This is a genomic window from Arthrobacter sp. OAP107 (genome assembly GCF_040546765.1).
Lineage (GTDB): Bacteria > Actinomycetota > Actinomycetes > Actinomycetales > Micrococcaceae > Arthrobacter.
Genome location: NZ_JBEPOK010000001.1, coordinates 2,477,786 through 2,500,611 on the forward strand (window position 1 = coordinate 2,477,786; position 22,826 = coordinate 2,500,611).

At 63.8% G+C, this 22,826-nt stretch carries 22 protein-coding genes and 1 pseudogene; 13 read left to right on the forward strand and 10 right to left on the reverse strand.

Going from position 1 to position 22,826, the window contains the following annotated elements; all coding sequences use genetic code 11:
* Positions 1-47: 47 nt before the first annotated feature.
* Together ABIE00_RS11535 and ABIE00_RS11540 are read right to left on the reverse strand one after the other, a co-directional pair.
* A complete protein-coding gene (locus tag ABIE00_RS11535; protein WP_354260330.1) occupies positions 48-1,868 on the reverse strand; it encodes a glycoside hydrolase family 15 protein in 1,821 nt (606 codons plus the stop codon).
* 102 nt (positions 1,869-1,970) lie between these two features.
* Positions 1,971-2,585, reverse strand: coding sequence for a carbonic anhydrase (locus ABIE00_RS11540; RefSeq protein WP_354260332.1), 615 nt, complete (start codon positions 2,583-2,585; stop codon positions 1,971-1,973).
* 213 nt (positions 2,586-2,798) lie between these two features.
* On the opposite strand from ABIE00_RS11540, the pseudogene ABIE00_RS11545 reads away from it, so the two are divergent.
* The 3 genes and pseudogenes from ABIE00_RS11545 to ABIE00_RS11555 all read left to right on the forward strand — a co-directional run.
* Positions 2,799-2,954 (forward strand): annotated as a pseudogene (locus tag ABIE00_RS11545) (PucR family transcriptional regulator); the annotation flags it as partial.
* A gap of 142 nt (positions 2,955-3,096) precedes the next feature.
* Positions 3,097-3,765, forward strand: coding sequence for a hypothetical protein (locus ABIE00_RS11550; protein ID WP_354260334.1), 669 nt, complete (start codon positions 3,097-3,099; stop codon positions 3,763-3,765).
* Positions 3,766-3,891: 126 nt separating this feature from the next.
* Positions 3,892-5,133 (forward strand): NAD(P)/FAD-dependent oxidoreductase, encoded by a 1,242-nt coding sequence (locus ABIE00_RS11555; protein ID WP_354260336.1) that lies wholly within the window; start codon positions 3,892-3,894, stop codon positions 5,131-5,133.
* Between the two features lie 56 nt (positions 5,134-5,189).
* On the opposite strand, the gene ABIE00_RS11560 is transcribed toward ABIE00_RS11555, so the two are convergent.
* Positions 5,190-6,665, reverse strand: coding sequence for an NCS1 family nucleobase:cation symporter-1 (locus ABIE00_RS11560; RefSeq protein ID WP_354260338.1), 1,476 nt, complete (start codon positions 6,663-6,665; stop codon positions 5,190-5,192).
* Between the two features lie 188 nt (positions 6,666-6,853).
* Between ABIE00_RS11560 and ABIE00_RS11565 the strand changes: the two genes are divergently transcribed.
* Positions 6,854-7,228, forward strand: coding sequence for a nucleotide pyrophosphohydrolase (locus ABIE00_RS11565; protein ID WP_354260340.1), 375 nt, complete (start codon positions 6,854-6,856; stop codon positions 7,226-7,228).
* 102 nt (positions 7,229-7,330) lie between these two features.
* Here the strand turns inward: ABIE00_RS11565 and ABIE00_RS11570 are convergent, their stop codons facing one another.
* Together ABIE00_RS11570 and ABIE00_RS11575 are read right to left on the reverse strand one after the other, a co-directional pair.
* A complete protein-coding gene (locus tag ABIE00_RS11570; protein ID WP_354260342.1) occupies positions 7,331-8,149 on the reverse strand; it encodes a type II toxin-antitoxin system HipA family toxin in 819 nt (272 codons plus the stop codon).
* Positions 8,142-8,345: a helix-turn-helix transcriptional regulator gene (locus ABIE00_RS11575; RefSeq protein WP_354260344.1), complete on the reverse strand. Its 204-nt coding sequence runs from the start codon at positions 8,343-8,345 to the stop codon at positions 8,142-8,144. The genes ABIE00_RS11570 and ABIE00_RS11575 overlap by 8 nt, the downstream gene beginning before the upstream one ends.
* Before the next feature lie 150 nt (positions 8,346-8,495).
* Here ABIE00_RS11575 and ABIE00_RS11580 point away from each other — a divergent pair, with 150 nt between their 5' ends.
* From ABIE00_RS11580 to ABIE00_RS11590, 3 genes are all read left to right on the forward strand, one after another.
* Positions 8,496-9,473, forward strand: a complete 978-nt coding sequence (locus ABIE00_RS11580; protein ID WP_354256999.1) for an IS481 family transposase — start codon at positions 8,496-8,498, stop codon at positions 9,471-9,473.
* A 277-nt stretch (positions 9,474-9,750) separates the two neighbouring features.
* Positions 9,751-10,191: a CBS domain-containing protein gene (locus tag ABIE00_RS11585; protein WP_331575078.1), complete on the forward strand. Its 441-nt coding sequence runs from the start codon at positions 9,751-9,753 to the stop codon at positions 10,189-10,191.
* Between the two features lie 513 nt (positions 10,192-10,704).
* On the forward strand, positions 10,705-10,983 hold the full coding sequence (locus ABIE00_RS11590; protein ID WP_354260346.1) for a hypothetical protein: 279 nt from the start codon (positions 10,705-10,707) through the stop codon (positions 10,981-10,983).
* 79 nt (positions 10,984-11,062) lie between these two features.
* Here ABIE00_RS11590 and ABIE00_RS11595 read toward each other — a convergent pair whose 3' ends face one another.
* Together ABIE00_RS11595 and ABIE00_RS11600 are read right to left on the reverse strand one after the other, a co-directional pair.
* On the reverse strand, positions 11,063-11,647 hold the full coding sequence (locus ABIE00_RS11595; protein WP_354260348.1) for a dihydrofolate reductase family protein: 585 nt from the start codon (positions 11,645-11,647) through the stop codon (positions 11,063-11,065).
* Positions 11,648-11,828: 181 nt separating this feature from the next.
* Positions 11,829-12,779 carry a cation diffusion facilitator family transporter gene (locus tag ABIE00_RS11600; protein WP_354260350.1) on the reverse strand — a complete coding sequence of 317 codons (951 nt, stop codon included), beginning with the start codon at positions 12,777-12,779 and terminating at the stop codon, positions 11,829-11,831.
* Between the two features lie 174 nt (positions 12,780-12,953).
* Between ABIE00_RS11600 and ABIE00_RS11605 the strand changes: the two genes are divergently transcribed.
* The 3 genes from ABIE00_RS11605 (at position 12,954) to ABIE00_RS11615 (ending at position 16,388) form a co-directional block, all read left to right on the forward strand.
* Entirely contained in the window at positions 12,954-14,012 is a 1,059-nt protein-coding gene (locus ABIE00_RS11605; protein ID WP_354263340.1) for an LLM class flavin-dependent oxidoreductase, read from the forward strand.
* Positions 14,013-14,232: 220 nt separating this feature from the next.
* Positions 14,233-15,432, forward strand: a complete 1,200-nt coding sequence (locus tag ABIE00_RS11610; protein WP_354260352.1) for a pyridoxal phosphate-dependent aminotransferase — start codon at positions 14,233-14,235, stop codon at positions 15,430-15,432.
* On the forward strand, positions 15,429-16,388 hold the full coding sequence (locus ABIE00_RS11615; RefSeq protein WP_354260354.1) for a 2-hydroxyacid dehydrogenase: 960 nt from the start codon (positions 15,429-15,431) through the stop codon (positions 16,386-16,388). Before ABIE00_RS11610 ends, ABIE00_RS11615 begins: the two co-directional genes overlap by 4 nt.
* Here the strand turns inward: ABIE00_RS11615 and ABIE00_RS11620 are convergent.
* Both ABIE00_RS11620 and ABIE00_RS11625 read right to left on the reverse strand, forming a co-directional pair.
* Positions 16,385-17,659: an amidohydrolase gene (locus ABIE00_RS11620; RefSeq protein WP_354260356.1), complete on the reverse strand. Its 1,275-nt coding sequence runs from the start codon at positions 17,657-17,659 to the stop codon at positions 16,385-16,387. The two genes, ABIE00_RS11615 and ABIE00_RS11620, sit on opposite strands and share 4 nt — an antisense overlap.
* A complete protein-coding gene (locus tag ABIE00_RS11625; RefSeq protein ID WP_354260358.1) occupies positions 17,656-19,074 on the reverse strand; it encodes an MFS transporter in 1,419 nt (472 codons plus the stop codon). The genes ABIE00_RS11620 and ABIE00_RS11625 overlap by 4 nt, the downstream gene beginning before the upstream one ends.
* 147 nt (positions 19,075-19,221) lie before the next feature.
* Between ABIE00_RS11625 and ABIE00_RS11630 the strand changes: the two genes are divergently transcribed.
* The 3 genes from ABIE00_RS11630 to ABIE00_RS11640 all read left to right on the forward strand — a co-directional run bounded on the left by ABIE00_RS11630 (position 19,222) and on the right by ABIE00_RS11640 (position 22,424).
* Entirely contained in the window at positions 19,222-20,226 is a 1,005-nt protein-coding gene (locus ABIE00_RS11630) for an Lrp/AsnC family transcriptional regulator (RefSeq protein ID WP_354260360.1), read from the forward strand.
* A 135-nt stretch (positions 20,227-20,361) separates the two neighbouring features.
* Entirely contained in the window at positions 20,362-21,768 is a 1,407-nt protein-coding gene (locus ABIE00_RS11635) for a GntT/GntP/DsdX family permease (RefSeq protein ID WP_354260362.1), read from the forward strand.
* A complete protein-coding gene (locus tag ABIE00_RS11640; protein WP_354260364.1) occupies positions 21,765-22,424 on the forward strand; it encodes a gluconokinase in 660 nt (219 codons plus the stop codon). The genes ABIE00_RS11635 and ABIE00_RS11640 overlap by 4 nt, the downstream gene beginning before the upstream one ends.
* 70 nt (positions 22,425-22,494) lie before the next feature.
* On the opposite strand, the gene ABIE00_RS11645 is transcribed toward ABIE00_RS11640, so the two are convergent.
* Positions 22,495-22,770, reverse strand: a complete 276-nt coding sequence (locus ABIE00_RS11645) for a hypothetical protein (RefSeq protein ID WP_354260366.1) — start codon at positions 22,768-22,770, stop codon at positions 22,495-22,497.
* Between the last annotated feature and the right edge of the window lie 56 nt (positions 22,771-22,826).

The window sequence follows — 22,826 nt, forward strand, 5'->3', positions numbered from 1 at the left end:
CGTCCTGGCCCGCTGTCCCCGGGCGCTCCGGAAGATCGTCGAGGCAGTCAAACGTTGGCGTGGGTTGCCAAGCTAAGCAGGTCCACGCCGTGCATGGCGTCCGCCGCGCGGACCAGCGCCAGGTGCGAGAACGCCTGCGGGAAATTGCCGGCCATCCGGCCTTCCTTCGTGGCGTACTCCTCGCTTAGCAGGCCGAGTTCATTGGAGAAGCCCACCAGTTTTTCCATGAGGTTCCTCGCCTCGAACTTGCGGCCAGTGCGCGCGTACTGCTCAACCAGCCAAAAGGAACATGCAAGGAAGGGGTGCTCCCCCGGGTCCAGTCCGTCGACGCCGGTCTCGGTGCGGTACCGCAACAACAGCCCGTCCTCGGTGAGGAGTTCCTCCTCCAGCCGGGCTACGGTTCCCAGCATGCGGTCATCGTCGTAGGGCAGAAAGCCGACTTGGGGCATGACGAGCAGCGCGGCGTCCGTCTGCCCCCCGCCGTAGGTCTGCGTGAAGGCGTTGAGATCCGGATCGAACCCTTCGCGCAGAATCTCGGCCCGTAGCCTCTCGCGCAGCTGTTCCCAGTGATTAGCCGGTCCGTCCAGGCCATGGTTCCGGACTGCGCGTATGCCGCAGTCGAAGGCAGCCCACATCATCACCCGTGAGTGTGTAAAGAACTGCGGATCTCCACGCATTTCCCACAGGCCAAAGTCCTTGTCCTCGATGTGCTTCTCAACGTAGCCGAGCAGGATTTGCTGCAACGCCCAGGAGAAGTGGTCTTCCTTGCCGCCGGCCAGACGGAGTCTTTCAAGGGCGACCATCACTTCACCTACGACGTCGGCCTGGAACTGGGCGACTGCAGCGTTACCAATGCGCACCGGCCGTGAGTCCTGGTAACCCGGCAGATGGTCAAGGACGCTCTCCGGCAAGTCCCGTTCCCCACCAATGCCGTACATGATCTGCAAATCTTCGGGCTCGCCGGCGAGGGCCCGAAGCAGCCAGTTGCGCCAGTGGAGGGCTTCGGTTTCATAGCCGTGGGTCAGCATGGACTCCAGCGTCAAGGCAGCGTCACGCAGCCAGCAGAAGCGGTAGTCCCAGTTGCGCGGACCGCCGAACTCCTCCGGCAACGAAGTCGTAGGCGCGGCAACGATGCCGCCGGTCTCATAATTCGTCAGCGCCCTCAGCACCAAAAGGGAACGCTTCACCGCGCCCCCGTAAGGACCGTCGGAACGGCAGTGGCTGCCCCACCGCGTCCAGTAATCGATGGACTGTTCAAGTGCGGCTTCGACGTCCACCGCCGGAGGGACAGGCCGGTGTGAAGGAAACCATGTCAGTTCAAAATCGACAACCTCCCCCTGCGCTACATCGAATTCACCCGAGTGCCCATGCGCGTGCGCCTCAGGCAGGTGCGGTGCCCGCAGCGCAACGGCATCCGGACCGGCCATGGCCAAAAGCACCATTCCGCCGGGGGCAGCGCCGTCCTGGATTCGCCTGGACCAGGGCACCACCGTGCCGTACCGCGGACGGATAATGAGTTCCTGGCACATCTGCACCCGCCCCTCCAGCCCGGTGACCCGGCGCAGAATGGACGATCCCGTATGCCCAACCGGCATGAAGTCCGTGACCTGGGCAAGTCCTGTGGGCGTCCTCCATACCGTTTCCAACACAAACGTTGAATCGACGTAATGCCGCTCCACCACTGCTGCTTCGGACTGGCGGGGAGCAAGCAGCCAGCGGCCGTGACTGTCGACTCCAAGCAGGGAACTGAATAAGGACGGCGAGTCGAACCGCGGGAAGCAGAGCCAGTCGATGCTCCCGTTCCTGGAGATCAGGGGCCCGGTTTGGAGATCAGACAGCAGAGCGTAATCCTCGATGGGAGCAGCCATGGCTTTACTAAAGCACAAGTGGCTTGCCTCACGTTAGGCCGGCAGCAGAAAAACCTCGACGCTGTGCAGGCCGCCGGTCCGTGCCCCGATCTACCGCTGGCTCTAGAGGACGCCCGACGTGGATACGAGCTGCGCGCGCCCTTCTTCGAGCCGGTACGCGACGCCGATCACCGCGGTGGAGTAGTTGTCAACGGCGTCGTAGATCATCCGTGAACTGTCAAGCAGCCGGCGTACCGTCTGCTTGGCGTGTTCGACCACCATGTCATTGATGTCAGTCTTGTGCTCACGCAGCGAGCTCAGTACCGACGGCGTGATCCGTTCAACCAAATCGCGGATGTGGCCCTGCGGCACATCTCCAGTTTCCACGGCGTCTTTCGCGGCCGTAACGGCGCTGCAGTTGTCGTGTCCGAGGACAACGATCAGCGGCACATGGAGCACCGAGACGCCGTATTCGAGCGAGCCGAGAACGGCGTCATCAATAACATGCCCGGCGGTACGCACGACGAAAACGTCACCAAGGCCGACGTCGAAAATGATCTCCGCCGCCAGCCGGGAGTCCGCGCAGCCGAAGATGACTGCGAACGGATTTTGGGAGTGCACCAGTTCGCTGCGCCGGGAGGCGTTCTGGTTTGGGTGCTTCGAATCCCCCGAGACGAAGCGCTCGTTCCCTTCAAGCAGACGTTGCCATGCGTCGTAGGGGCAGATTCTGTTGGTCACCCTGCTTACTTTACGGGCGGCACGGCTCGCAAAGGGCGAGCCATTCAGGTGGCGGTACGTGCAGTCCGGCGACAGATGGGTTGTGCACACGCGCACACCCCATCTGGCTACCTTTGGTGTCCAGGTAGGTCCGCAAAGGCAACTGCTCGCAAGCCGCGAGGAATTCCGGCAGCAACTCCGGGGCGTGCAGCTTCTCGCCGATGGCCAGCGCGCTGGCAAAAGACCGCCGCGGCGCTCTTCACCCACCGGCAAACCGTCATGTACCGCATCCGCAAAATAAGCGAATTGACGGGGCTGGACATGACAGAAACGTCCACGCCGGCCCAGCTCTGGTTTGCATTGCAGATCCACGAGGCAATGCACAATTAGGCGGTCACGGCGCCAGGATCCATCCGGGCCGGTGCAGCGGCCGGATTTCCTTCTGCTGACGGTAACTCCTGGCCAGGTCCCGGAAACCTAGTTATCGAGCGGGCAGTTCAGCCCGCCGTCACAGAAACCGGGGGTACAGAAAATGAATGCACAGCGCAGCGGCTTCTTTACGGCCGTCATCACGGCGGGTTTTGCCGCCAGCATGTTGCTTGGGGGATGGGGGTCACCGGCGCGAGGCAATGCTGCCGCGAATGAGGTGCCTGTGTCGGTGGTGGCTGCCTCTTCGAAGAAGCATGCAGATCCAGAACTGAAGACCTTCAAATTCCCCGACGGCCACATCTCCTTCGCCTACCCGGCGGCGTGGTCGGTGCGGACCGTGCTCCCCCCTGCCGGCGTTCCTGGAGTTGAAGCGATCGTCACTGATGATTCGGCCAACGATCTGCTCTCCCTTGGCAATGGCTTCACCGCTGGTTGTGCCGGCGGTCCCGTATCGCGTCGTGTTCTCGACCAGGCAGCGGTTCCGGGAATGATCGCACCGGACGGCACAGAGCCCGTTTTCGGGTTCGCCGAGGAAAGCTATGGAAACGGTGTTGGTATTGCCTACGTCATGGGACTGACCGGTCCCCGGTCATTGGAGGAAGGCGAGGACGTCGCATCGTGGTGCAATCTCGTGCCAACAGGTAACGGCGGCCTGAGCACCCGTGTTCTTTTCAATCACGGATTCCCGAACAGGGGCGCCGCCCGGGCGTGGATGGCAACAGACCAATACGCCCAACTCAAGGCGCTGCTGGTGAGCCTGACCTACGTCTAAAGCGGTCGGACGGTACACATGGGCTTGTGGTGCTCGGAAAGGCCCCGGTCCCGTCGGGCCCGGGGCTGAGTGTGCGGTCTATTCCTTGCCCTGTTGCACGGTCGCCAGGCAAGGTATGTTGCACGAATGGACGATTCATATCAGGTGATCGTGGTCGGCGGCGGGTTCGCCGGCATGACAGCAGCCGAGCAGCTCGGGCGTAAAGGCATCCGGGTGCTCCTCATCGATGCCAACAACTACCACCAGTTCCAGCCCCTCCTCTACCAGGTTGCTGCTTCGCAGATCGGCGTGTCCGCCGTGGCCCGGCCGCTGCGGTCGGTGTTCCGCGGCACCAGAACTGTCCGGGTCCTCACCGCGGAGGTGACAGCGATCGATTCCTCCACCCGCACCGTCACCACCGTCGACGGCTCCCGTTACCAGGCGAAGATCCTGGTCATTGCGGCGGGAGCGGTCCCGAACTTCTTCAACACACCCGGAGCCGAGGAACATGCCTACCCGCTGTACTCAGTGGCCGACGCCACCCGCCTGAGCACCGCCCTGACTACAGCCCTGGACCACGCGGACCGTGCGAACTCCGGCCGCGCAGACGTGGTGGTGGTCGGCGGCGGCCCCACCGGAGTCGAGACCGCGGGAGCCCTCGCCGAGAACATCAAGTACCTGGTTCCAAAATACTTTTCGCCCGCGCTGGCAGCGCGGTGCCGGGTCCATCTCGTGGACATGGTGCCGAACGTGCTCATGCCCTTCTCTGCCAAGTCGCAGGCGTACACCCGTGACCGGCTGACAAAACTCGGCGTTCAACTGCACATGGGCCAGGGGGTTACCGAAGTCCGCGCCGACGGCGTGTCCTTGGCGGACGGGACCACCATCCCCGCGCAGATCGTCGTCTGGGCCGGCGGGCTGAAGGCGGGAAAAGTCATTGCCGAGTCCGGCCTGCCGCAGGGGAAAGGCGGACGGATCGACGTGGCGCCGGACCTGACCGCGCCCGGCGCCGAAGGTGTCTACGTCCTGGGCGACGCCGCCAACATCACAGATGCCACCGGCGCCAAACTGCCCCAACTCGGGTCCGTCGCCCAGCAGTCCGGGAAATGGGCAGCCCGTAACATCCAGGCAGACCTTACCGGCGGCACGCGGCAACCCTTCGCCTACTGGGACAAGGGTTACATGGCCATGGTGGGCCGTGGCGCAGCCGTCGCCGAACTGGGCCGCAAACGCATCCAGCTGCAAGGACCACTGGCGTTCCTCTCCTGGCTCGGGGTTCACCTCGCACTGCTTCCCGGCACGCAACAGAAGATCCGTGCCCTCTCCTCCTGGCTCACTGGATACGTCACGCACAGCCCGTCAAGCGTCGTCGTCGGAAGGCCCGACTAGGAGCCGACCGCCCGCCCGTCTGGTCGATGACAGGGCGTACGCCCTCAGACGGCGTCTCACCAAGTGTGCGCTGATGTCGGGTTAGGTTCGGCTTCTGCGGCTATCGCGGCTCTGACCGATTCAGCCAGAGTCGTGTCGTTGCGCGAGATGGCGTAGTGCATCGCGGCCGCAAGGATTGCCCCGATAAACCATGAGAAGGCTGAGAGGGCTCCAAAGAGCGGGACGAGCGCCAGGATAACTGCAGGGACAGCAGAGAGAACGAAGGAGGCCACGGCCTTGGGGTTCCAGCCGCGCGAGTACGTGTAGTAGCCCGATTCGCTGAAGAGGTCCTGCACGATCACGTGCTGCCCGCGGAGCACGTAGTAGTCAACCATGATGATTCCGAACAGCGGCCCGAGCAGCGCACCCAGCCCGCCGAGGAACAGGTTGATCACGACCGGACTGTTAAACAGGTTCCAGGGTGTGATGACGAGTGCGATCATCGCTGCGATCAGGCCACCGCGCCTGAAATCGATCTTTGACGGCCACGCATTCGCCAGGTCATAAGCCGGAGAAACGAAGTTCGCGACCACGTTGATACCCAGGGTTGCGATAGCGAAAGTGACAGCCCCGAGCAGAAGCGCCCAGATGCTGTCGATCCGCCCGACGATCTCAACCGGATCGTAAATGTGTTCCCCGTACACCTTGAAGGTTCCCGCAGTAACGACGACCGAGACCACGGAGAACGCAATGAAGTTCACCGGCAGCCCCCACAGGTTCGCCGTTCGAACCGCCCGCCGGGAGGGGGCGAAGCGCGAAAAGTCACAGAAGTTGAGCATCAGCGTGGAAAAGTACGTGACGGTCAGCGCTATGGCGGCAAAGAAGGCATGCAAGGCACCCCACTGGGAAATTCCTCCCGGCAGGTCAAGGGAAACGTTCCAGCCCGCGTTGATCAGGATGTAGATCACCAGCAGGCCCATGACCGCCCAGACAGCAGGGCCGGCCCAGTCCTGGAATCTCCGGATAGTCTCCATGCCGTTGCGTAGCAGCAGAAGCTGCAGCGCCCACATCAGCAGGAAGGCCAGCCAGCCGAGAGTGGATTCACCCAGGAAGTTGTTCGCCGCCAGCCCGTTCAGTTCGGGCCAGAGCTTCAGAGCGATGACGATGACGGCGCGGGAGGCGAGCCAGGTCTGGATGCCGTACCAGGCGATGGCCACCAGCGCGCGAATCAGGGCAGGCAGGTTGGCACCGAATGTCCCGAACGAAATCCGCGCCAGCACCGGGTAGGGAACGCCGGTCTTCTGGCCGGCGTAGCCGGAGAAGTTCATCAGGACAAAGACGAGGATGATTCCGATCACCAGGGCAAGAAAAACCTGCCAGGCACCCAGGCCCAAGGCGAAAAGACCCGCGGCGAAGGTGTAACCGCCGAGCGAGTGAATATCCGACATCCACATCGCAAACAGTGAATAGAAACCCCACGTGCGATGTTTGGCCGGTGCCAAATCCTCGTTGTACAGACGGGCACTGGCGCCCGGCGGGATTGGGTGAGACATCGGATCCTCACTTCCGAACTTCAGCATTCGAGAGGGAGTATGTTCAGCCCATCAGCGGGAATGCGTCCATCAATGCCAATATACTCCGCGCGGCAACGCCGGTGAACGCGACGCCGGCGTGCCCTCGGAGCCAACGAAGGCAGCCCCGGCGCTGCATCCGGCCGAAGAGGTTCGCCTAGGCTGGCTCCATGAGTATCGAGTCTTTGACGGCCCAGTTGCGCGACTTCGCCCAGGACCGCGAGTGGGAGCAGTTCCACACGCCCAGGAACCTGGCCATGGCCCTGAGCGGCGAGGCCGGCGAGCTGCTGTCGCTTTTTCAGTGGCTCCGGGACGGGCAGGTCAGTGGATGGCTCGATGACCCGTCCAACAGGACTGCCGTGGAACACGAGATGGCTGACGTTTTCGGGTACCTGCTGCGGCTCGCCGACGTGCTGGACGTCGACCTTGAAATGGCGCTCCGGGCCAAAATCGACGTCAACGCGCAGAAATACCCCGTCGAACTCGCTCGGGGCAATGCCCTGAAGTACACCGCCCTGGCCTCGCGGCGTCCTGCGGACAGCTAGGCACGTGCGAGCTCCGCGCGGCGAAACCGTAGCTCGCGCAGGGCACCTTTAAGCGGTGACCCGGTGAACGGCAGGGTCTCCAGGTCAATGGCGGTTGGTTTCTCACGGCCACGGCCTCGCTTTGCAGAGCCCTGCCAGTGCGAGTACGGCCTCCTCGGAGCTAACGGCGTACTTGGAGGCTGGCGGCAGATCCAGGACCTGCGCGGCGTCCTCCAGAGGCAGCCGCAGCGGCCCGTCGCCGTTCTTGACCCGGTCGAAGCGTTCGACGAGCAGCCCGGGCAGCCCGTTCCGGTCGGCGACAACGCGGTGGGTCGCCACCGGGATCTTCAACTCCCTCGCCCCGGCCAGATGCGCGGCCTCGTTGACCACCAGATGCCGGTGGGCCGGCGGATCCAGCTTGAGCAGGTAACGCCGGCTGGCCAGAGCCAGCGGCGTGGTCAGCATTGAGGCGCTGGCCTTGTTCTGAACACCCGGCAGACCGTGCAGGTCCACGGCCTCGGCAAGGGCGGCGAAGTCCAGATCTTCGGGCCGTGTGGCGTCGGCCAGGGGCTGCGGTTCCACGGGGAGCTTCCCCTTGGGGACAACCTGGACATCGCCGGGGACATCGGCCCCGATGGCCAAAAGCAGGGTCAGCTCATCCGCCAGGCTGGTCTTGACGGCATCCTTAAGCACGGTGAGACGGTGACCTTCGGGGAGAAGGCCAGCGAAGAAGGCGGGCAGCGCCCCGCTTGGAGCCTCCACGGAGTGCGTCGTAACGGGCAGCGAGCTGGCCACCGGGCCGCCGCCGGATCCGGCGTAGTCGGGCGCGTACGCAAAGAGCACACTGCCGTGCCCAGTCCGCTCCAGGTGACCAGCCAACACCCCTGCTTTGTACACGTCAGCGTTGCGGACGAATTTCAGGCGCTCCAGCTCCTCAGTCATCACTTGCCCTCAGGCGCAGGCCCACCGCGTTGGCGGCGGCAGCGACCGTGAGCAGCGACGGGTTGCCCGTCCCTGTCTCAATCGCATGGATCGTCCGCACTGAGGTGCCGACCAGGTCGGCGAGGATGTCCTGCGTTATGCCTGCGGCTTTCCGCGCTCGCCTGATGTTCGCCCCAATGCTTTTGACGTCGTCCAAGACCCGACCCGATTCTGAAATATGTTGCTGATCTAGCTGCCCTAGGTGTAATTCCCAGGGACGTTGTGAACAGCGTGGCGTGATGTAAAGGGCGAGGGCCTCCGGTATCGATTTGGGTTACCACACTCATCTCGACGCCAGGAGGCCCTCGTGTCCTACGTTACCCATGCCAATGCCGACCTGACACCTAAGGCCAGGGGGAAACTCGCTTGTTTGGTCATCGAGCAGGGCTGGACGCTGCGCCGGGCCGCGGAGCGGTTCCAGTGCTCGCCGGCAACGGCCAAGAAATGGGTGGACCGCTACCGGGCCTTGGGTGAGGATGGCATGGCTGATGCGTCGTCCCGGCCTCGACGGAGCCCGAACCGCACGCCCGCGCGCACTGAGCGACGGATTGTGGCGCTGCGTTTCACACGCCGCTGGGGACCGCACCGGATCGCTGCCCACCTTCACCTGGCCCGCTCGACCGTGGGCAAGGTTCTGGCCAGGTACCGGATGCCGAGGCTGGCCTGCCTGGACCAGGGCACCGGACTGCCCGTCCGAAAGCCGGCGCCGCAACGCTATGAACACGAGAACGCCGGGGATCTGGTCCACGTGGACATCAAGAAGCTCGGACGAATCCCCGATGGCGGCGGACACCGCGCCTTGGGACGTGCCAGGGGTCGGCGGAACCGCCGTGCCGGGACCGGGTACGCGTATCTGCACCACGCCGTCGATGACCATTCGCGTCTGGCGTACTCAGAAATCCTCGGCGATGAGAAAAAGGAAACCGCTGCCGCTTTCTGGATCCGGGCCGTCGCGTTCTTCGCCGCGCACGGAATCACCGTCAAGGCCGTGCTCACCGATAACGGATCCTGCTACCGCTCCCGGGCCTTCGCAGCTGCCCTGGGCCCGCACGTCAAGCACCGGCGGACCCGCCCCTACCGGCCGCAGACTAACGGCAAGGTCGAACGCTTCAACCGGACCCTCGCCAGTGAATGGGCCTACGCCAGGCCCTACACCTCAGAAACCGAGCGCGCCGCCACCTACGAGGCCTGGCTCCACCACTACAATCACCACAGAACCCATACCGGCATCGGCGGCAAGACCCCCATCAGCCGCGTTCACAACCTCAGTGGGAATTACACCTAGGATCCCACTCTGCCGCATTCTGCATGAACCTGCAATATTCTTCCGGTTCTGTGAGCCAGTAGCTTCGGGGCATGGCCCACGCGCTCAGTCGGAAAGATATTTCCGACGGATGGGCATGCGCCGTGTTGGTGAAGCACAACGATGCTGGCCGATGCGCCCCTCCCCGAAGGTTCGCAATCGCCGTCGACATCGGCGCAAGACCCGGCGTAGGCTGGCAACATCGGCGCATCTGCCCGGTGACTCTTGCGTCGATACCCCAATCGATGGAGGAGGACCAATGAGTGCTGTACGTGAATTCATGACTACGGATGCACAGTGCATCAAGGAGAACCAGTCCCTCGCAGATGCAGCAAGGATGATGCTGGATCTGGACTGCGGCTCGTTGCCTATCTGTGGCGACGACGGCAAGTTGCGGGGCATGATCACCGACCGGGACATCGTGCTCAAGTGCGTGGCCGTGGGCCACGATCCACGCGAGATGATGGCCCGCGACCTCGCCACGGGCAGGCCCTACTGGATCGACGCCGACGCGAACGTCGACGCGGCCATCGAAATGATGGAAAGGTACCAGGTCCGGCGGCTCCCAGTCATCGCTGACCACAAGCTGGTTGGCATCATCAGCCAGGGTGACATCGCACGTAACTACTCGGAAGACCGTGTGGGCGAACTGGTGGAGCACATTTCGGAACGCAAACGAATGCAGCCGAGCGGCTCATAAGGGCCGAGCCATTCAAGGCAACCAGGCGCCACGGAATACCCTCCGTGGCGCTGCTTTGTGACCCAGGGCAAGGATGCAGGCCGCAGTGCCAAGGGCAAAAGCCTCGAAGGTGACTGGGAAACGCCCCATGTCGACGTCGCACCCGGGGTCGCAACAGGCCGTCCAATGGCGAATCTCACAAGTCCGCTATGCCAACTCTGACGTCGTGAACTGGCAAAATTGAGGGCAGGAGTTCAACCCGACAATGGCCCTACCGAACGTCCGCGACGCACCTGCGCCCCTAGGGTAAGGCCAATTCACAGACCACTACGTGATTTGGTCGTGGTGACCATATGCCCCGACACATCCCCCTGCCAGGCTTCTGATCACCGGTCCGAAACCCGAACTTCCTGGCGGCAGCCGGTGACTTGGTCCAGGAGCGCGATCCCTGGCACTGGCCCGTGGTCACTTGCGCTCCCGGCGTCGGGCACGTGGTGCATGTGAGACCCGCATCAACAGACAGTTAGGAACCGAATGCCTGAAGAAACTATTTATTGCGACATCTGCTGGACGAATCCGAACCACGCCCACATCCGCGGCTTGCCCATTTGCTCGTCGTGCATCGAAGAATTTAGTATGACCGGCCTGCACCGCCTGGTGTACTCCGACAGAGAACCATACGAAGCGCTGGATGGGCAGCGGATGACCGAAGCCGAGGCCAAGGACAGCCGCGAACCCGCCCTTTTCAACCCGCGCGACAGCGAACAGCTTTCCCTGGCAGCACAATTCGCGGCCCTCGTCGGATCATTCTGACCACTGTTAGAAGCAGGAACAGAGGGCGGCATGACGCATCGGACACTGCCCCTGGTCAGGATTTCTTCGTCCTCCGGAGCTACCTAACACGGCGATAGCGGATGTGGGTGGACAGCGGCGAGTGCAGCACCTCGGCGGGTTCGAAACCGAAGGATTCAACGCCATCGAAAATGCGCTCGCCCGAACCGAGCAGGACCGGCGCGATGTCGAGGGTGAGTTCATCGATCACGCCGGCGATCAGCGCCTGCCGGACGGTCGAGGCCCCGCCGGCGATGTCCACACCCTTGTCCCCGGCGGCCTGGCATGCTGCTGTGTAGGCAGCGTCGAAGCCCCCGGTGACGAAGTGGAAGGTTGTTCCGCCGTCCATCTGGATGGGGTCATGTGCGTGGTGGGTGAGCACGAACACCGGCGCGTGGTAAGGCGGTTCTGGGCCCCACCAGCCGGTCCATTCCTCATCCCAATCCCCACGGACCGGGCCGAACATGTTTCTGCCCATCACATAGGCGCCCCTCGGGCGCATGAGCCACCCGTTGGCAACCTTGTCGGCATCGTTGGCCCGCGGGTCGCCGATGTGCCAGCCGTGCAACTCCCTCCCCCGCTTGCCAAGGGGGTCATCGCGGCTTTGGTCGGGCCCGGCGACGAAGCCGTCCAGTGAGATCGACATGTGGCAGGTGGTGTCCGGCAAAGCGAACCTCCTCAGTGACTGCAACTGGCATCCGTTCGAGTGGAATTGTGGGAGCATAGCACGCGGCATCCTCGCGGACGGCCGCGCCGCTCCTCATCTTTGTGGGCATGGCTCTTTGTTCGGAGCTTTCTTCAAGGTCCCCGTCATCAACAACGGCCTCCTAGAAGCGCAAGGCGGATTCGTCCGGAGTCGCAAGCGTCAGAACGGCTTCCTCCACGGTCTCGTGGTCTTCCAACTCGCGCTCGATCCTGCGCAGGGCCACGGCTACCTCGTGTTCCGGGTGGTCGCCCTGCAGATCCACTGCCGCAACAAGGTACAGCTTGCGGGGGCCGACGAACTCCAGGTGGAGGTAGGTGAGCCGGGCAATGTCCCGGTGTTCGAGGATCCGCCGGGCCATGGATTGTTCGATGTCCGGGGTGACGCCCTGGCCCACCAGGAACCGCCGGTTTCGGTCGATCAGAACAACCGCAACAACTGCCAACAGAACGCCGACAATTATCGATCCCACGGCGTCCGGCAGAGCCGATCCGGTGACCTGGTGCAGGAAAACGCCCGCAAATGCGACCACCAGGCCGACGAGCGCGGCGGCATCTTCTGCAAATACCGCGCGCAGGGTGGGATCGGAGCTGGTCAAGACCTGCTCCAGGGTGTTCCGGTCCAGCTCATGGGCTGCCGACCTGGTCTGGCGGAAAGCCTGGACAAACGAAACTCCTTCGAGGACAAATGCCACCGCCAGGACCACGTACGCGACCAGGAAGTCGGACGCGGGCTCCGGTTCGATGATCTGCTGGATGCCGTGCAGGATGGACACCACCGCCCCTGCGGTGAAAAGCCCGAAAGCGGCGAACATCGACCAGACATATGCTTCGCGGCCGTAGCCCATCGGATGGCTTGTGTCCCGCGGGCGCCGGGAGCGACGTTCGGCCATGAAGAGGAACACCTGGTTGCCGGTGTCCGCCCAGGAGTGCGCGGCTTCTGCGGTCACTGAGGCAGATCCAGTGAGGACGGCGGCGACCGACTTGGCGGCGGCAACAAGCGCGTTCGCCGTAAAGGCGATGATAACTGTCAGCAGTGTGGAGCCGGACTCTTTTCGCTTCTCGGATGCCGCCATGGGGATACCGTACCCAAGGGGAAATGAAATGATGCCCTGGCAACTCAGCAGTTGCATCTCGAAGTTTGAAATCGTCTGTCAATGACACGATGGGCAATCTCCTTCATTGTCAGCAGAACCGCCGGGTCCGGACGCATAGTCTGGGGATCAGCCGCGCCGATCCAGAAGGAAGTCATGCCCGACACCTCACGCCCTCTACGCAAGCTTGGGTTTCTCACCATTGGCCTGTTCGATCCTGCGGATCCCGCCTCGGGCCATGAATCCACATTGCGCATCATCGAATTTGGCGAGCGGCTTGGCTTCGACAGCGCGTGGCTGCGCCACCGCCACCTGCAGTTCGGAATCTCCTCTCCCGTCGCGATGATGGCCGCTGCCAGCCAGCGCACTTCACGGATCGAGCTTGGAACCGCTGTGACCCCGTTGGGCTGGGAAAATCCATTGCGCCTGGCCGAGGACCTGGCCACCGTGGATCTGCTCGCCGGAGGACGCATCAACCCTGGGCTGAGCGTGGGCGAACCGATGCTTTATGACACAGTGAAGCACCAGCTGTACCCGGATTCGTCAGAGGTGGAGGACTTCGGCTACGCCCGCGTGGACCGGTTCGCCCGCCTGGTCGCAGGCGAACAGGTACGGGACTTTTCCGGCAGGCAGGGTGTGGTCGAGGAATACTCCAACCGCGTCGAGCCGCACTCCCCCGGGCTGCGTGATCGCCTTTGGTACGGGGCGGCCAGCAGGAAGTCGGCCGTCTGGGCCGGGGCAAACGGCTTTAATCTGCTCTCCAGCAGTGTGGTCTTTCCCGAGATGGATCAGGAACCGGACTTTGCCCAGATTCAGCAATCGCAGATTCGTGCCTTCCGTGAAGCCGCCGCAACCTCGTCCCAAGCACACGGACCCGCCCGCGTCTCGCAGGGCTTGGTGGTAATCCCGACCGATTCAGCGTCGCCGGCTCAGCGGGAGAAGTACCAGCGGTACGTCGACGAACGCACTCCCCGCACACGGGCGCCGCAGGGGCCAAAGGGCATGCTGTTCGCCCCGGATCTCATCGGCACCAGCGATGATATCGCCGGGCAACTGTACGCGCACGCGGGATTTCAGGAAGTCGACGAGGTGGCCTTCGCGCTGCCATTCAGCTTCGATCACGAGGACTACCTCCAGATCCTTACCGACATCGCCGGCAATCTGGGTCCCGCGCTGGGATGGACTCCGGCTGAGGTTAGGCAAGAGTCGAAGTAAGCGGCCCGTCCCACAACTGCGATGCCCCTCGGGAAGAAGCCTTAGGTGCGGCCGGCCAGACCCTTGGGCCGGCGGCCGGACGGGCCGTCGTTCAGGGCAGCGAGCGTGGCGGAACTTTCTGAAATTTCATTTGCCGATCAACTTCCGCGTTCTAATATATTAGTCCTATACTAGGTGTGGTCAATAGAAGATCGACCGTCAACTCGATGAGGAGTGGAATATGCAGCAACTCGCGCACCGGCTTGAACGCCTAGGCACCGAAACCGCCTTCAGCGTCGCGCAAGCCGCCGCCGCCTGGAAGGCCAAGGGGAACCTGGTGTACCCCTTCCATCTCGGCGATATCAACATCCCTACCGCCCCGAACATCGTTGATGCGATGAACCGGGCGATCGCTGACGGCTACACGGGCTACTGCCCCGGGCCGGGCATCCCGCAGCTGCGTGAAGCCCTCGCGGACGATATCGGCTCACGCCGCGGCATCGAGTTCTCCCCCGAGAACGTAGTCGTGATGACCGGCGGCAAGCCCGTGATCACCAAGTTCCTGCAGGCTGTCATGAACCCCGGCCAGGAAGTGCTCTACCCCAACCCCGGCTTCCCGATCTATGAATCACAGATCGAGTACCTCGGCGGAACGGCCGTTCCGTACCGCTATGTGCCCACGAGCACGGGCTTCGCGATCGACCTTGAGCAGATCCGCGCCTCGATCACCCCGAACACGGTCGCCATCATCTACAACGACCTGCAGAACCCCATCTCCGCCGAGTCGACTGCAGCCGAGCGCGAGGCCATCGCACAGCTCGCCATCGAACACGACCTGTGGGTACTCTCCGACGAGGCCTACTTCGAGACCCGCTACGAGGGCGTCTCGAGCTCGATCACATCGATCCCCGGCATGGCAGAGCGTACGGTCATCCTCTACACGTTCAGCAAGAAGTTCGCCATGACCGGCTCACGCCTCGGCTGCGCTGTCGCGCCACGTGAGATCGCCCAGGTCCTCAGCACCCTGAACACCAACGACGAGTCCTGCACCACCCACTATGTGCAGTGGGCCGGCATCGAAGCGCTCCGCGGCCCCCAGGATTCTGTGCAGCAGATGCTTGACACCCTGCAGACGCGCCGCGACACCGCGTGCGAGCTCGTCAATTCCATCCCCGGCATGCACGTCGCCGTGCCGCAGTCGACGTTCTACCTGTTCCCCGATGTCACCGAGGTCATGGAGCGCATGGGATACAAGGCAGTCGGCGACTTCGCCTCCGACGCCCTGTACAAGACCGGCGTCTCCTTCTGCACGCGGGAGCACTTTGGCCGGCGACTGCCCGGTGAGGACCGGCAGTACATCCGGCTCGCCTACTCGGGCATCGAGGCGGCAGATATCCGCGAGGGCCTCGGACGCCTGCGCGAATGGATCGTGACGGCATGAGCCGGGTAGTCGTGACGGGCAGGGTGCCCGAGGCAGCGCTCGAAAAGCTCCGTGCCGAGCATGAGGTCGATGCATGGGCCGGTCCGGAGTCGATTGGCCGCGACGAGCTCCTGCGCCGCGTCGCGGGGGCCGATGCCATCGTGAGCCTGCTCACCGAACGCATCGACGCCGAACTGCTCGACGCCGCGGGCCCCCAGCTCAAGGTCGTCTCTAACGTGGCCGTCGGCTATGACAACATCAACGTGCCTGCCTGCACGGAACGGGGTATCGTCGCCACCAACACACCCGGTGTCCTCACCGAGGCGACGGCCGACATCGCGTTCGGGCTCATCCTCATGGCAACGCGCCGGCTCGGTGAGGGCGAACGGCTCATCCGCGCCGGCCAGGCGTGGAAGTGGGGCATGTTCTTCCTGCTCGGCAGCAGCCTGCAGGGCAAGACCCTTGGTGTCGTCGGCATGGGCGGCATCGGCCAGGCGACGGCACGCCGCGCCAAGGCCTTCGGCATGGACATCGTCTACCAGTCACGCAGCGAGATCGACCCTGCCATCGCCGCGGAACTGGGCGCCCGGCGGGTCGACCTCGACGAATTGCTGACTGTCTCCGATGTCATTTCGTTGCACTGTCCGTACGGACCCGCCACGCACCATCTGATCGGCGCGGAACAGCTTTCAGCGATGAAGAGCTCCACGTACCTCGTCAACACCGCACGCGGACCCATCGTCGACGAAGCGGCGCTCGCCGCCGCGTTGCGCGAGGGCGTCATCGCCGGCGCCGGGCTGGACGTCTTCGAGCACGAGCCCAAGGTCCACCCCGAGTTGCTGGACCTCGAGAATGTGACACTCGTGCCGCACCTCGGCTCGGCCACCGTCGAGACGCGCACCGCCATGGCAGTGCTGGCCGCCGACAACACGCTTGCCGTGCTCCGCGGCGAGCAGCCGCCCACGCCGATCGGTTAGTGGCGGGTGGCGGACAAATTGTCCGCCGGGCATGTGACGTGGTTGGCGCCGGACGTTGAGTCCGGCGCCAACTTCATTGATAGCAATCGGTTCCTCTCCTCCGGGTCCAAGGCGGCAGCGCATGCAGCTGCGGCCAAGCCGAAGGAGCCGTCCAGGACTGCCCTGTCCGCCCCTGCTGAGGCGCCGAACGAGGCGAATTCTGCGGTGTGGTGGGCGCTGCCCCTTACGTCGTAGCCGACCATCGGATGGATGCTTGGCACCATCCGTGAAACGTTTCCCATGTCTGTGGAGGCGACGGGCTTGGCACTGAAGACGACGTTCCTCCCCCGTGACGTCATGGCTGCCCGGTAGGCCTCCGTGAGGAAGGCGTCCTGACGCAGTTCGGCGTAGTCGTTGCCGTGCGGCGTGATCTGTAACGTGCTGCCGCTCGCATGGGCGCCCGCTTCAAGGGCCCGCCGCACCTTGTCCTGGATCCTGCCGAGGCTCTCGATGCCTGGGGCCCGCATTTCGATGTTCGCCCGGGCCCTGTCCGGGATGACGTTCACTGCACTGCCGCCTTCGGTGACGATCAGCGAAACGATCGAACCTGCGGGCAGCTGCTGCCGGGCCAAGGCGATCGCGGTTTGTGCAACAACCAGCGCGTCCAAGGCGTTGACACCCTCCGAGGGGGCAGCGGCGGCATGGGACGGATGCCCCTCAAACAGCACATCCCACATGCACATGGCCAACGACGTACCACCAACCACATCCGTTGCGGCGGCGTGGGCCATCATGGCCAAGGACACGTCGTCGAAGAACCCTTCCTCGATGAGGTCGACTTTGCCGCCTGTGGTTTCTTCGGCGGGGGTGCCGAGCACTTTGACGGTTAAACCTACGTCGTCAGCGACCGCTGCCAGAGCCAGGGCCGCCCCAACCGCGCTGGCCGCGTTGACGTTGTGCCCGCATGCATGGCCGATGGCAGGCAGTGCGTCGTATTCAACACAGAGTGCCACCACAAGACTGCCGGTTCCGAAGCGCGCACTGAATGCCGTGGGTTGCCCGGGCTGGACCTCATCAAAGCTGAACCCGGCCATCCGAAGCACCCGCCGCACCCGTTTGACGGCACGGAATTCCCGCCCGCCAAGCTCAGGGTCTGCGTGGATAGCATGGCTTAGATCCAGGACGTCTGCCTCCCAGCGTTCCACCGCGGCAGCAAGTGCGGCCTGGATGTCATCGTGGGACGGGTGTTCGACGGCGGTTCCCCGCATACCGGTGTTGGGTCCAGTCATCATGCACTCGCCTCCGTAGTCAGCCGCTTCGGGTAGCGGGCACCCGCAGCTGCGGCGACCAGGGCTGCGGTGGCCAGGGCCCCCCAGATTAGGACGAGCCCGGCCTCAGTGATGTGCCCGGATTCCACAGACGCTGAAGAGATCAGCTTCACAACGGCTGCTCCTACCGCGATACCAACGGACAGGGCCAGTTCGTTGAGCCCGGCTGCGGTCGAAGTTTCCTCCAAGGGGACGCCCTCAACGGATAGCGCGCGGGTTCCCGCCTGGTACATGCCCAGGCTCAGGTTAAACATGGCGAAGCCCGCGAAGTAGCCCGCAAGCGAGCCGTGGGCAGCGACCATCACCAGGAAGCCGGCCGCCAGCAGGAGGCCGGCGAAAACCAGAGTCGCGCGTTCGCCGAACTTCCTCATGGCCTTGGCCGTCAGCAGCGAGGAGACCAGCGAGAGAACCGAGGCCAGAGCGAGGACAATCGCGATCATCAGGGGGCTCATGGCGAAGCCATAACCGGTCTTGTCCGGGTCGGCATGCAGGAAGATGCCATTGGTGCCGAAGTAGCTGATGGAGGCGAAGCCGAAAAAGAAGGTAGCCAGCGAGACGATGCGGATACGCGGGTTGGTGAGCATCCGCAGATCCACGAATCTCCGGCCTTCGCTGGCGCTGGAGTCGCGTGTGGCCCAGTACGCCAGAAGTGCGAGGCCCACCACTCCTGCCACCAGGGTCCGGCCGTCGAGCCAACCCCACTCCGGTGCCATGGAGAGCGCCACAACAAAACCAATCAGCCCGAGCGAGCAAGCCAGGAGCGGCGCCATGGCGATGCCCTCACGAGTCGGGATCCCGGCGTAGGGCAGCGCAAACGAGCAGGCGACCGCGGCCACCGCGAACGGGACAGCCACCCAGAAGCCGAGCGTCGGATCGGTGACGCCAACGATTCCGGCGAGAAGCCCGCCGGCCCCCACCATGATCATCAGCATGCCGATCAGGACGCTCACGCCCGTGCGGGTATGAGCAGGGCTGCTCACCCGCAGGATTCCCATCATCAGCGGGATGAAGCCCACCACGCAGGTGAGCATGACGACGCCCAGCGTCACTGTCCACAGGGACGGCCACAGGGCCATTTGAAGCACGCCAGCCGCTACAACGCCGATGGACCAGCGGAGCACCAGGCGGTATCCGTAGCTGTCGCCGAGCCGGGAAATGATCGGGGTGAGCACCGCAAAGCTGACGTTCGAGATGAGAAAGATGCCGTTGATGGTGGGGTCGTCAATCTCGAAGACCGGCCCGAGTGCCGGCAGGATGGGATTCAGGTATCCCTGGGTGACCCCGCTGAGCGATTCAATCAGCGCCATTGCCAGGATCATGCCCGCGATCGTCCTGCGTGTTGTGCCCGCGGTAGCTGGAGGGGCCGTCTTGCTTTCCATGTGATTCCTTATGGTGTGTGTGCCTGCTGTTTTGGCGGGACTCGCCAGTGGTGGTGATGCAAGCCACCACGCTATGACCACCGTCTAAGCTGGCCTTGGAAATGCTCTAAATCGTTGCTTGGGCAGGAAACATTGAATGAATCAGCCATGATTTCAGAATCGGATCTTGAAATCGTAAATGCCCTCCAGATCAACCCCCGGGCCGAGTGGAGCCGCGTTGCGGATGCCCTGGGCCTGTCGGGCCCGACTGTGGCACGGCGATGGCACGCCCTCAGCGACCAGGGCCAGGCGTGGATCACGCCTGCTCCCGGTCAGCGCTACCTCAGCGCAGGCTGGTCGGCCTTCATCCACATCTCCTCAACACCCCGCGACAGTGAGGCACTCATCGAACGTCTGTGCTCGGAACCCGCATTCGGCACCGTCTCCCTGGTCACCGGCGCACACGACCTCTTTGTGGACTGCTTCGCGTCCAGCCACGATGAACTGATGGACATCGTCACGGGCGCCTTTCCGGGGCTGCCCGGCATCACGCACCGCGAGGTCGTTTTCGTCACCAAGCTGTACCGGCAAGCCTCGGAATGGCGCAGCGGGACCCTCGAACCCGCACGCGCCCGGCTCGTATCCGCGGAACCCCTCCGTGAGCAGCCGGCCTTCGCGCCGGACCGGATTGATGCGGCGCTGCTGGACGAACTCACGAAGGATGGCCGCGCCAGCTGGGCAGAGCTGGGGGCCGCCTGCGGCGTCTCACCGCAGACAGCCCGACGGCGGGTAGAACGGTTCCTCGCCACGGGTTACATAGCGCTTCGGTGCGATACGTCCACCTCTGCCCAGCAGGGCCTCCGGGAAGTCACGCTCGTCCTGAACGTCCCGGCCCAACACATTGACGACGTCGGACGCTACTTCGCCGCTTTGGGCAACTGCCGGCTCAGCGCCCAAGTCCTCGGTGCGCAGAACCTGCTGGTCACCCTGTGGGTCCGCAACTACCTGGAAGTCCAGGCCTACGAACGCGAACTGTCCGAGAGGGCTCCCGGCAGCACTGTCATCTCCCGCCAAGCTGTAGTCAGGACTTTTAAGCGCCTGGGCCACGTCCTGGATGAATCAGGATGCAGCCGCAGCGTGGTGCCACTGTCACTGTGGCGGAACGATTCCTAAGCAGGGCTCATACCGGCCGTGAACGCTGTCTCTACTTTTGGAGCCGTTCCCGTGTTCTGGGTGTGCGCCGTCGCATATCTGCAGGTCGGGGACTAGCATGAGGGTGCCGGCTGCCCTTCAACTTCGAGGACACTCATGGAACCCCTTCTTTTTCCGGCTGCAGTGGAGCCGTGGAATGGCCACGACACCCAGCTAGTGGTGGTGGCCGCCATAGGCATCGCACTGATCGTGGTCCTGATCGTTAAGATCAAGCTCCACCCGTTCCTCTCGCTCGTCCTCGGTTCTGCGTTTGTTGGCCTGGCGTCAGGCGTTGAGTTCGGCAAGGTCATCAGCAACTTTGAGGACGGCGTTGGAGCCACACTCAAAGAGGTCGGTCTGCTGATCGCGCTGGGTGCCATGCTGGGGAAATTACTGGCTGATTCCGGCGGTGCCAACCGCGTAGTGGATACCCTGCTCGGCAAGGTCTCTCCGAGACTGCTCCCCTGGGCCATGGCGCTCGTCGCCGTGATCATCGGCCTGCCGATGTTCTTCGAAATCGGCCTCGTGCTGCTGCTGCCGGTCATCGTCCTGGTCGCCCTGCGCTCCGGCGGGAGGCTCATGCGGGTGGCGATTCCAGCCCTCGCCGGCCTGTCTGTCCTGCACGGGCTGGTCCCGCCGCATCCGGGTCCGCTTGTCGCCATCGCCAGCCTGAACGCGCCGCTCGGCATCACCCTGGCGCTCGGTCTGCTGGTGGCCGTTCCGACCGTCATCATTTGTGGGCCGCTGTTTTCCACTCTGGCCGCCCGCTGGGTGCCGGTGGACGCACCCAAGCTTGCGGGCGGCGTCGACACCGAGCACACCCAGGCGGATCCCGATGCAAAGCGCCAACCCACCTTCCTCATCACGCTGCTGACCATCGTCTTCCCGGTCGTGCTGATGCTCCTCAAGGCCATCGTCGACATCGTTGATCCGGACGCCAAGAACCCGAGCGGCGTCCGCGTGTTCTTCGACTTCATCGGCGAACCGCTGGTGGCCATGACATTGGCAGTACTGCTGGCCATAGTGACGTTCGGCTACGCGGTCGGTTTCGGCGGCGGAAAAATCGGCAGCAAGGTCGGCGCTTCAGTAGGCCCCATCGCGGCAGTGATCCTTATCGTCGGTGCCGGCGGAGGATTCAAGCAGACCCTCATCGGCGCGGGCGTGGGCGATGCCGTAGCCAAGTGGGCCACGGGTGCCAACATCTCCGTGCTTGTGCTGGGCTACTTGATCGCCGTCGCGATACGATTGGCCACCGGCTCCGCTACGGTGGCCACGGTGACCGCGGCCGGCATCGTGGCACCCCTCGCAAGTTCCCTGTCCCCAGGCCACGCAGGTCTGCTGGTCCTCGCCGTAGGCGCCGGTTCGCTCTTCCTTTCGCATGTGAACGATGCAGGCTTCTGGTTGGTCAAAGAACTGTTCGGCCTGACGGTTGGGGAAACGTTCAAAACCTGGTCCGTCATGGAGACGCTCATCTCCGTCGTCGGCTTCGGGCTGGTCCTGATCCTGTCCCTGGTGATCTTATGACCCAGCCGGGAGCAGCACCGGTCCCCGCGTCGGTCCAACAACCCGTCCTCGTGATCATGGGCGTGTCCGGATCCGGGAAATCCACGGTCGCGGGCATACTTGCCGGCCAGTTGGGCTGGGACCTCGAAGAGGGAGACGACCTGCACCCGGCGGAAAACGTCGCGAAAATGGCCTCAGGCGTTCCGCTGACGGACGAGGACCGGTGGCCCTGGCTCGATACCATCGCATCCTGGATCATCGAGCACACCATGGCCGGGATACCGGGCATCATCACGTGCTCTGCGCTCAAGAGGATCTACCGGGACCGCCTCCGCGAAAAAAACGTCGTTTTCGTTCACCTGTCCGGCTCCAGGGAACAGATCGCCCGCCGCCTCACGGCGCGCATGGACCACTACATGCCAGCCACGCTCCTGGATTCACAGATCGCGACGCTGGAGCCGCCCGGACCAGATGAGAACACCATTGTCGTGGACGTTGGCCGGACCCCTGCGGAGGAAGCCGCCGAGGTGGTCCGACGACTCGGCCTCTCCCCCGCATCAGGCTCCACGACCCTGGGCCATCCCCACCCGGGGAGCTCCTCAGCCGGGACCGCAGGCGATGAGGACGCTGATTCGCCCGATCGTCAGGGGAATCCAGATGCCCTTCCGGACCCGTGACGGCGGGGTGGGCGGGGCGCTGGAGCAGTAGCCCGGGCAGCAGCGGTGCCCCAGCCCTCGCAGCTTTCAGTTACCGCTGGATGCTGACGACAAGGTCCAAGTGGATGTCCTTGTCGGCGACGAGGCGGTCCTGGAGGTAACGGGCAAGACTCGCGTCGGTGGCGGTGTGATCGCTTTGCGGAACCGCTCCACGGAGAAATGCCTTGGTGTTGGTTGACTTAACCATGTCCAACGGCGCCCAGCCACGGTGGCTGGAGGTGAGGCGTTCCAAGTCGGTGCGGAAGGAGCGCGCATGCTCGTCGCGCACTGTGGCGCACATGGTGAACGGGATAAAAGCAGTAGGCAAAGTGGTCCTTTCGCGGGGCAGCCGATGGTCGGAGCCCGATTAGAACAAGGCCCTTG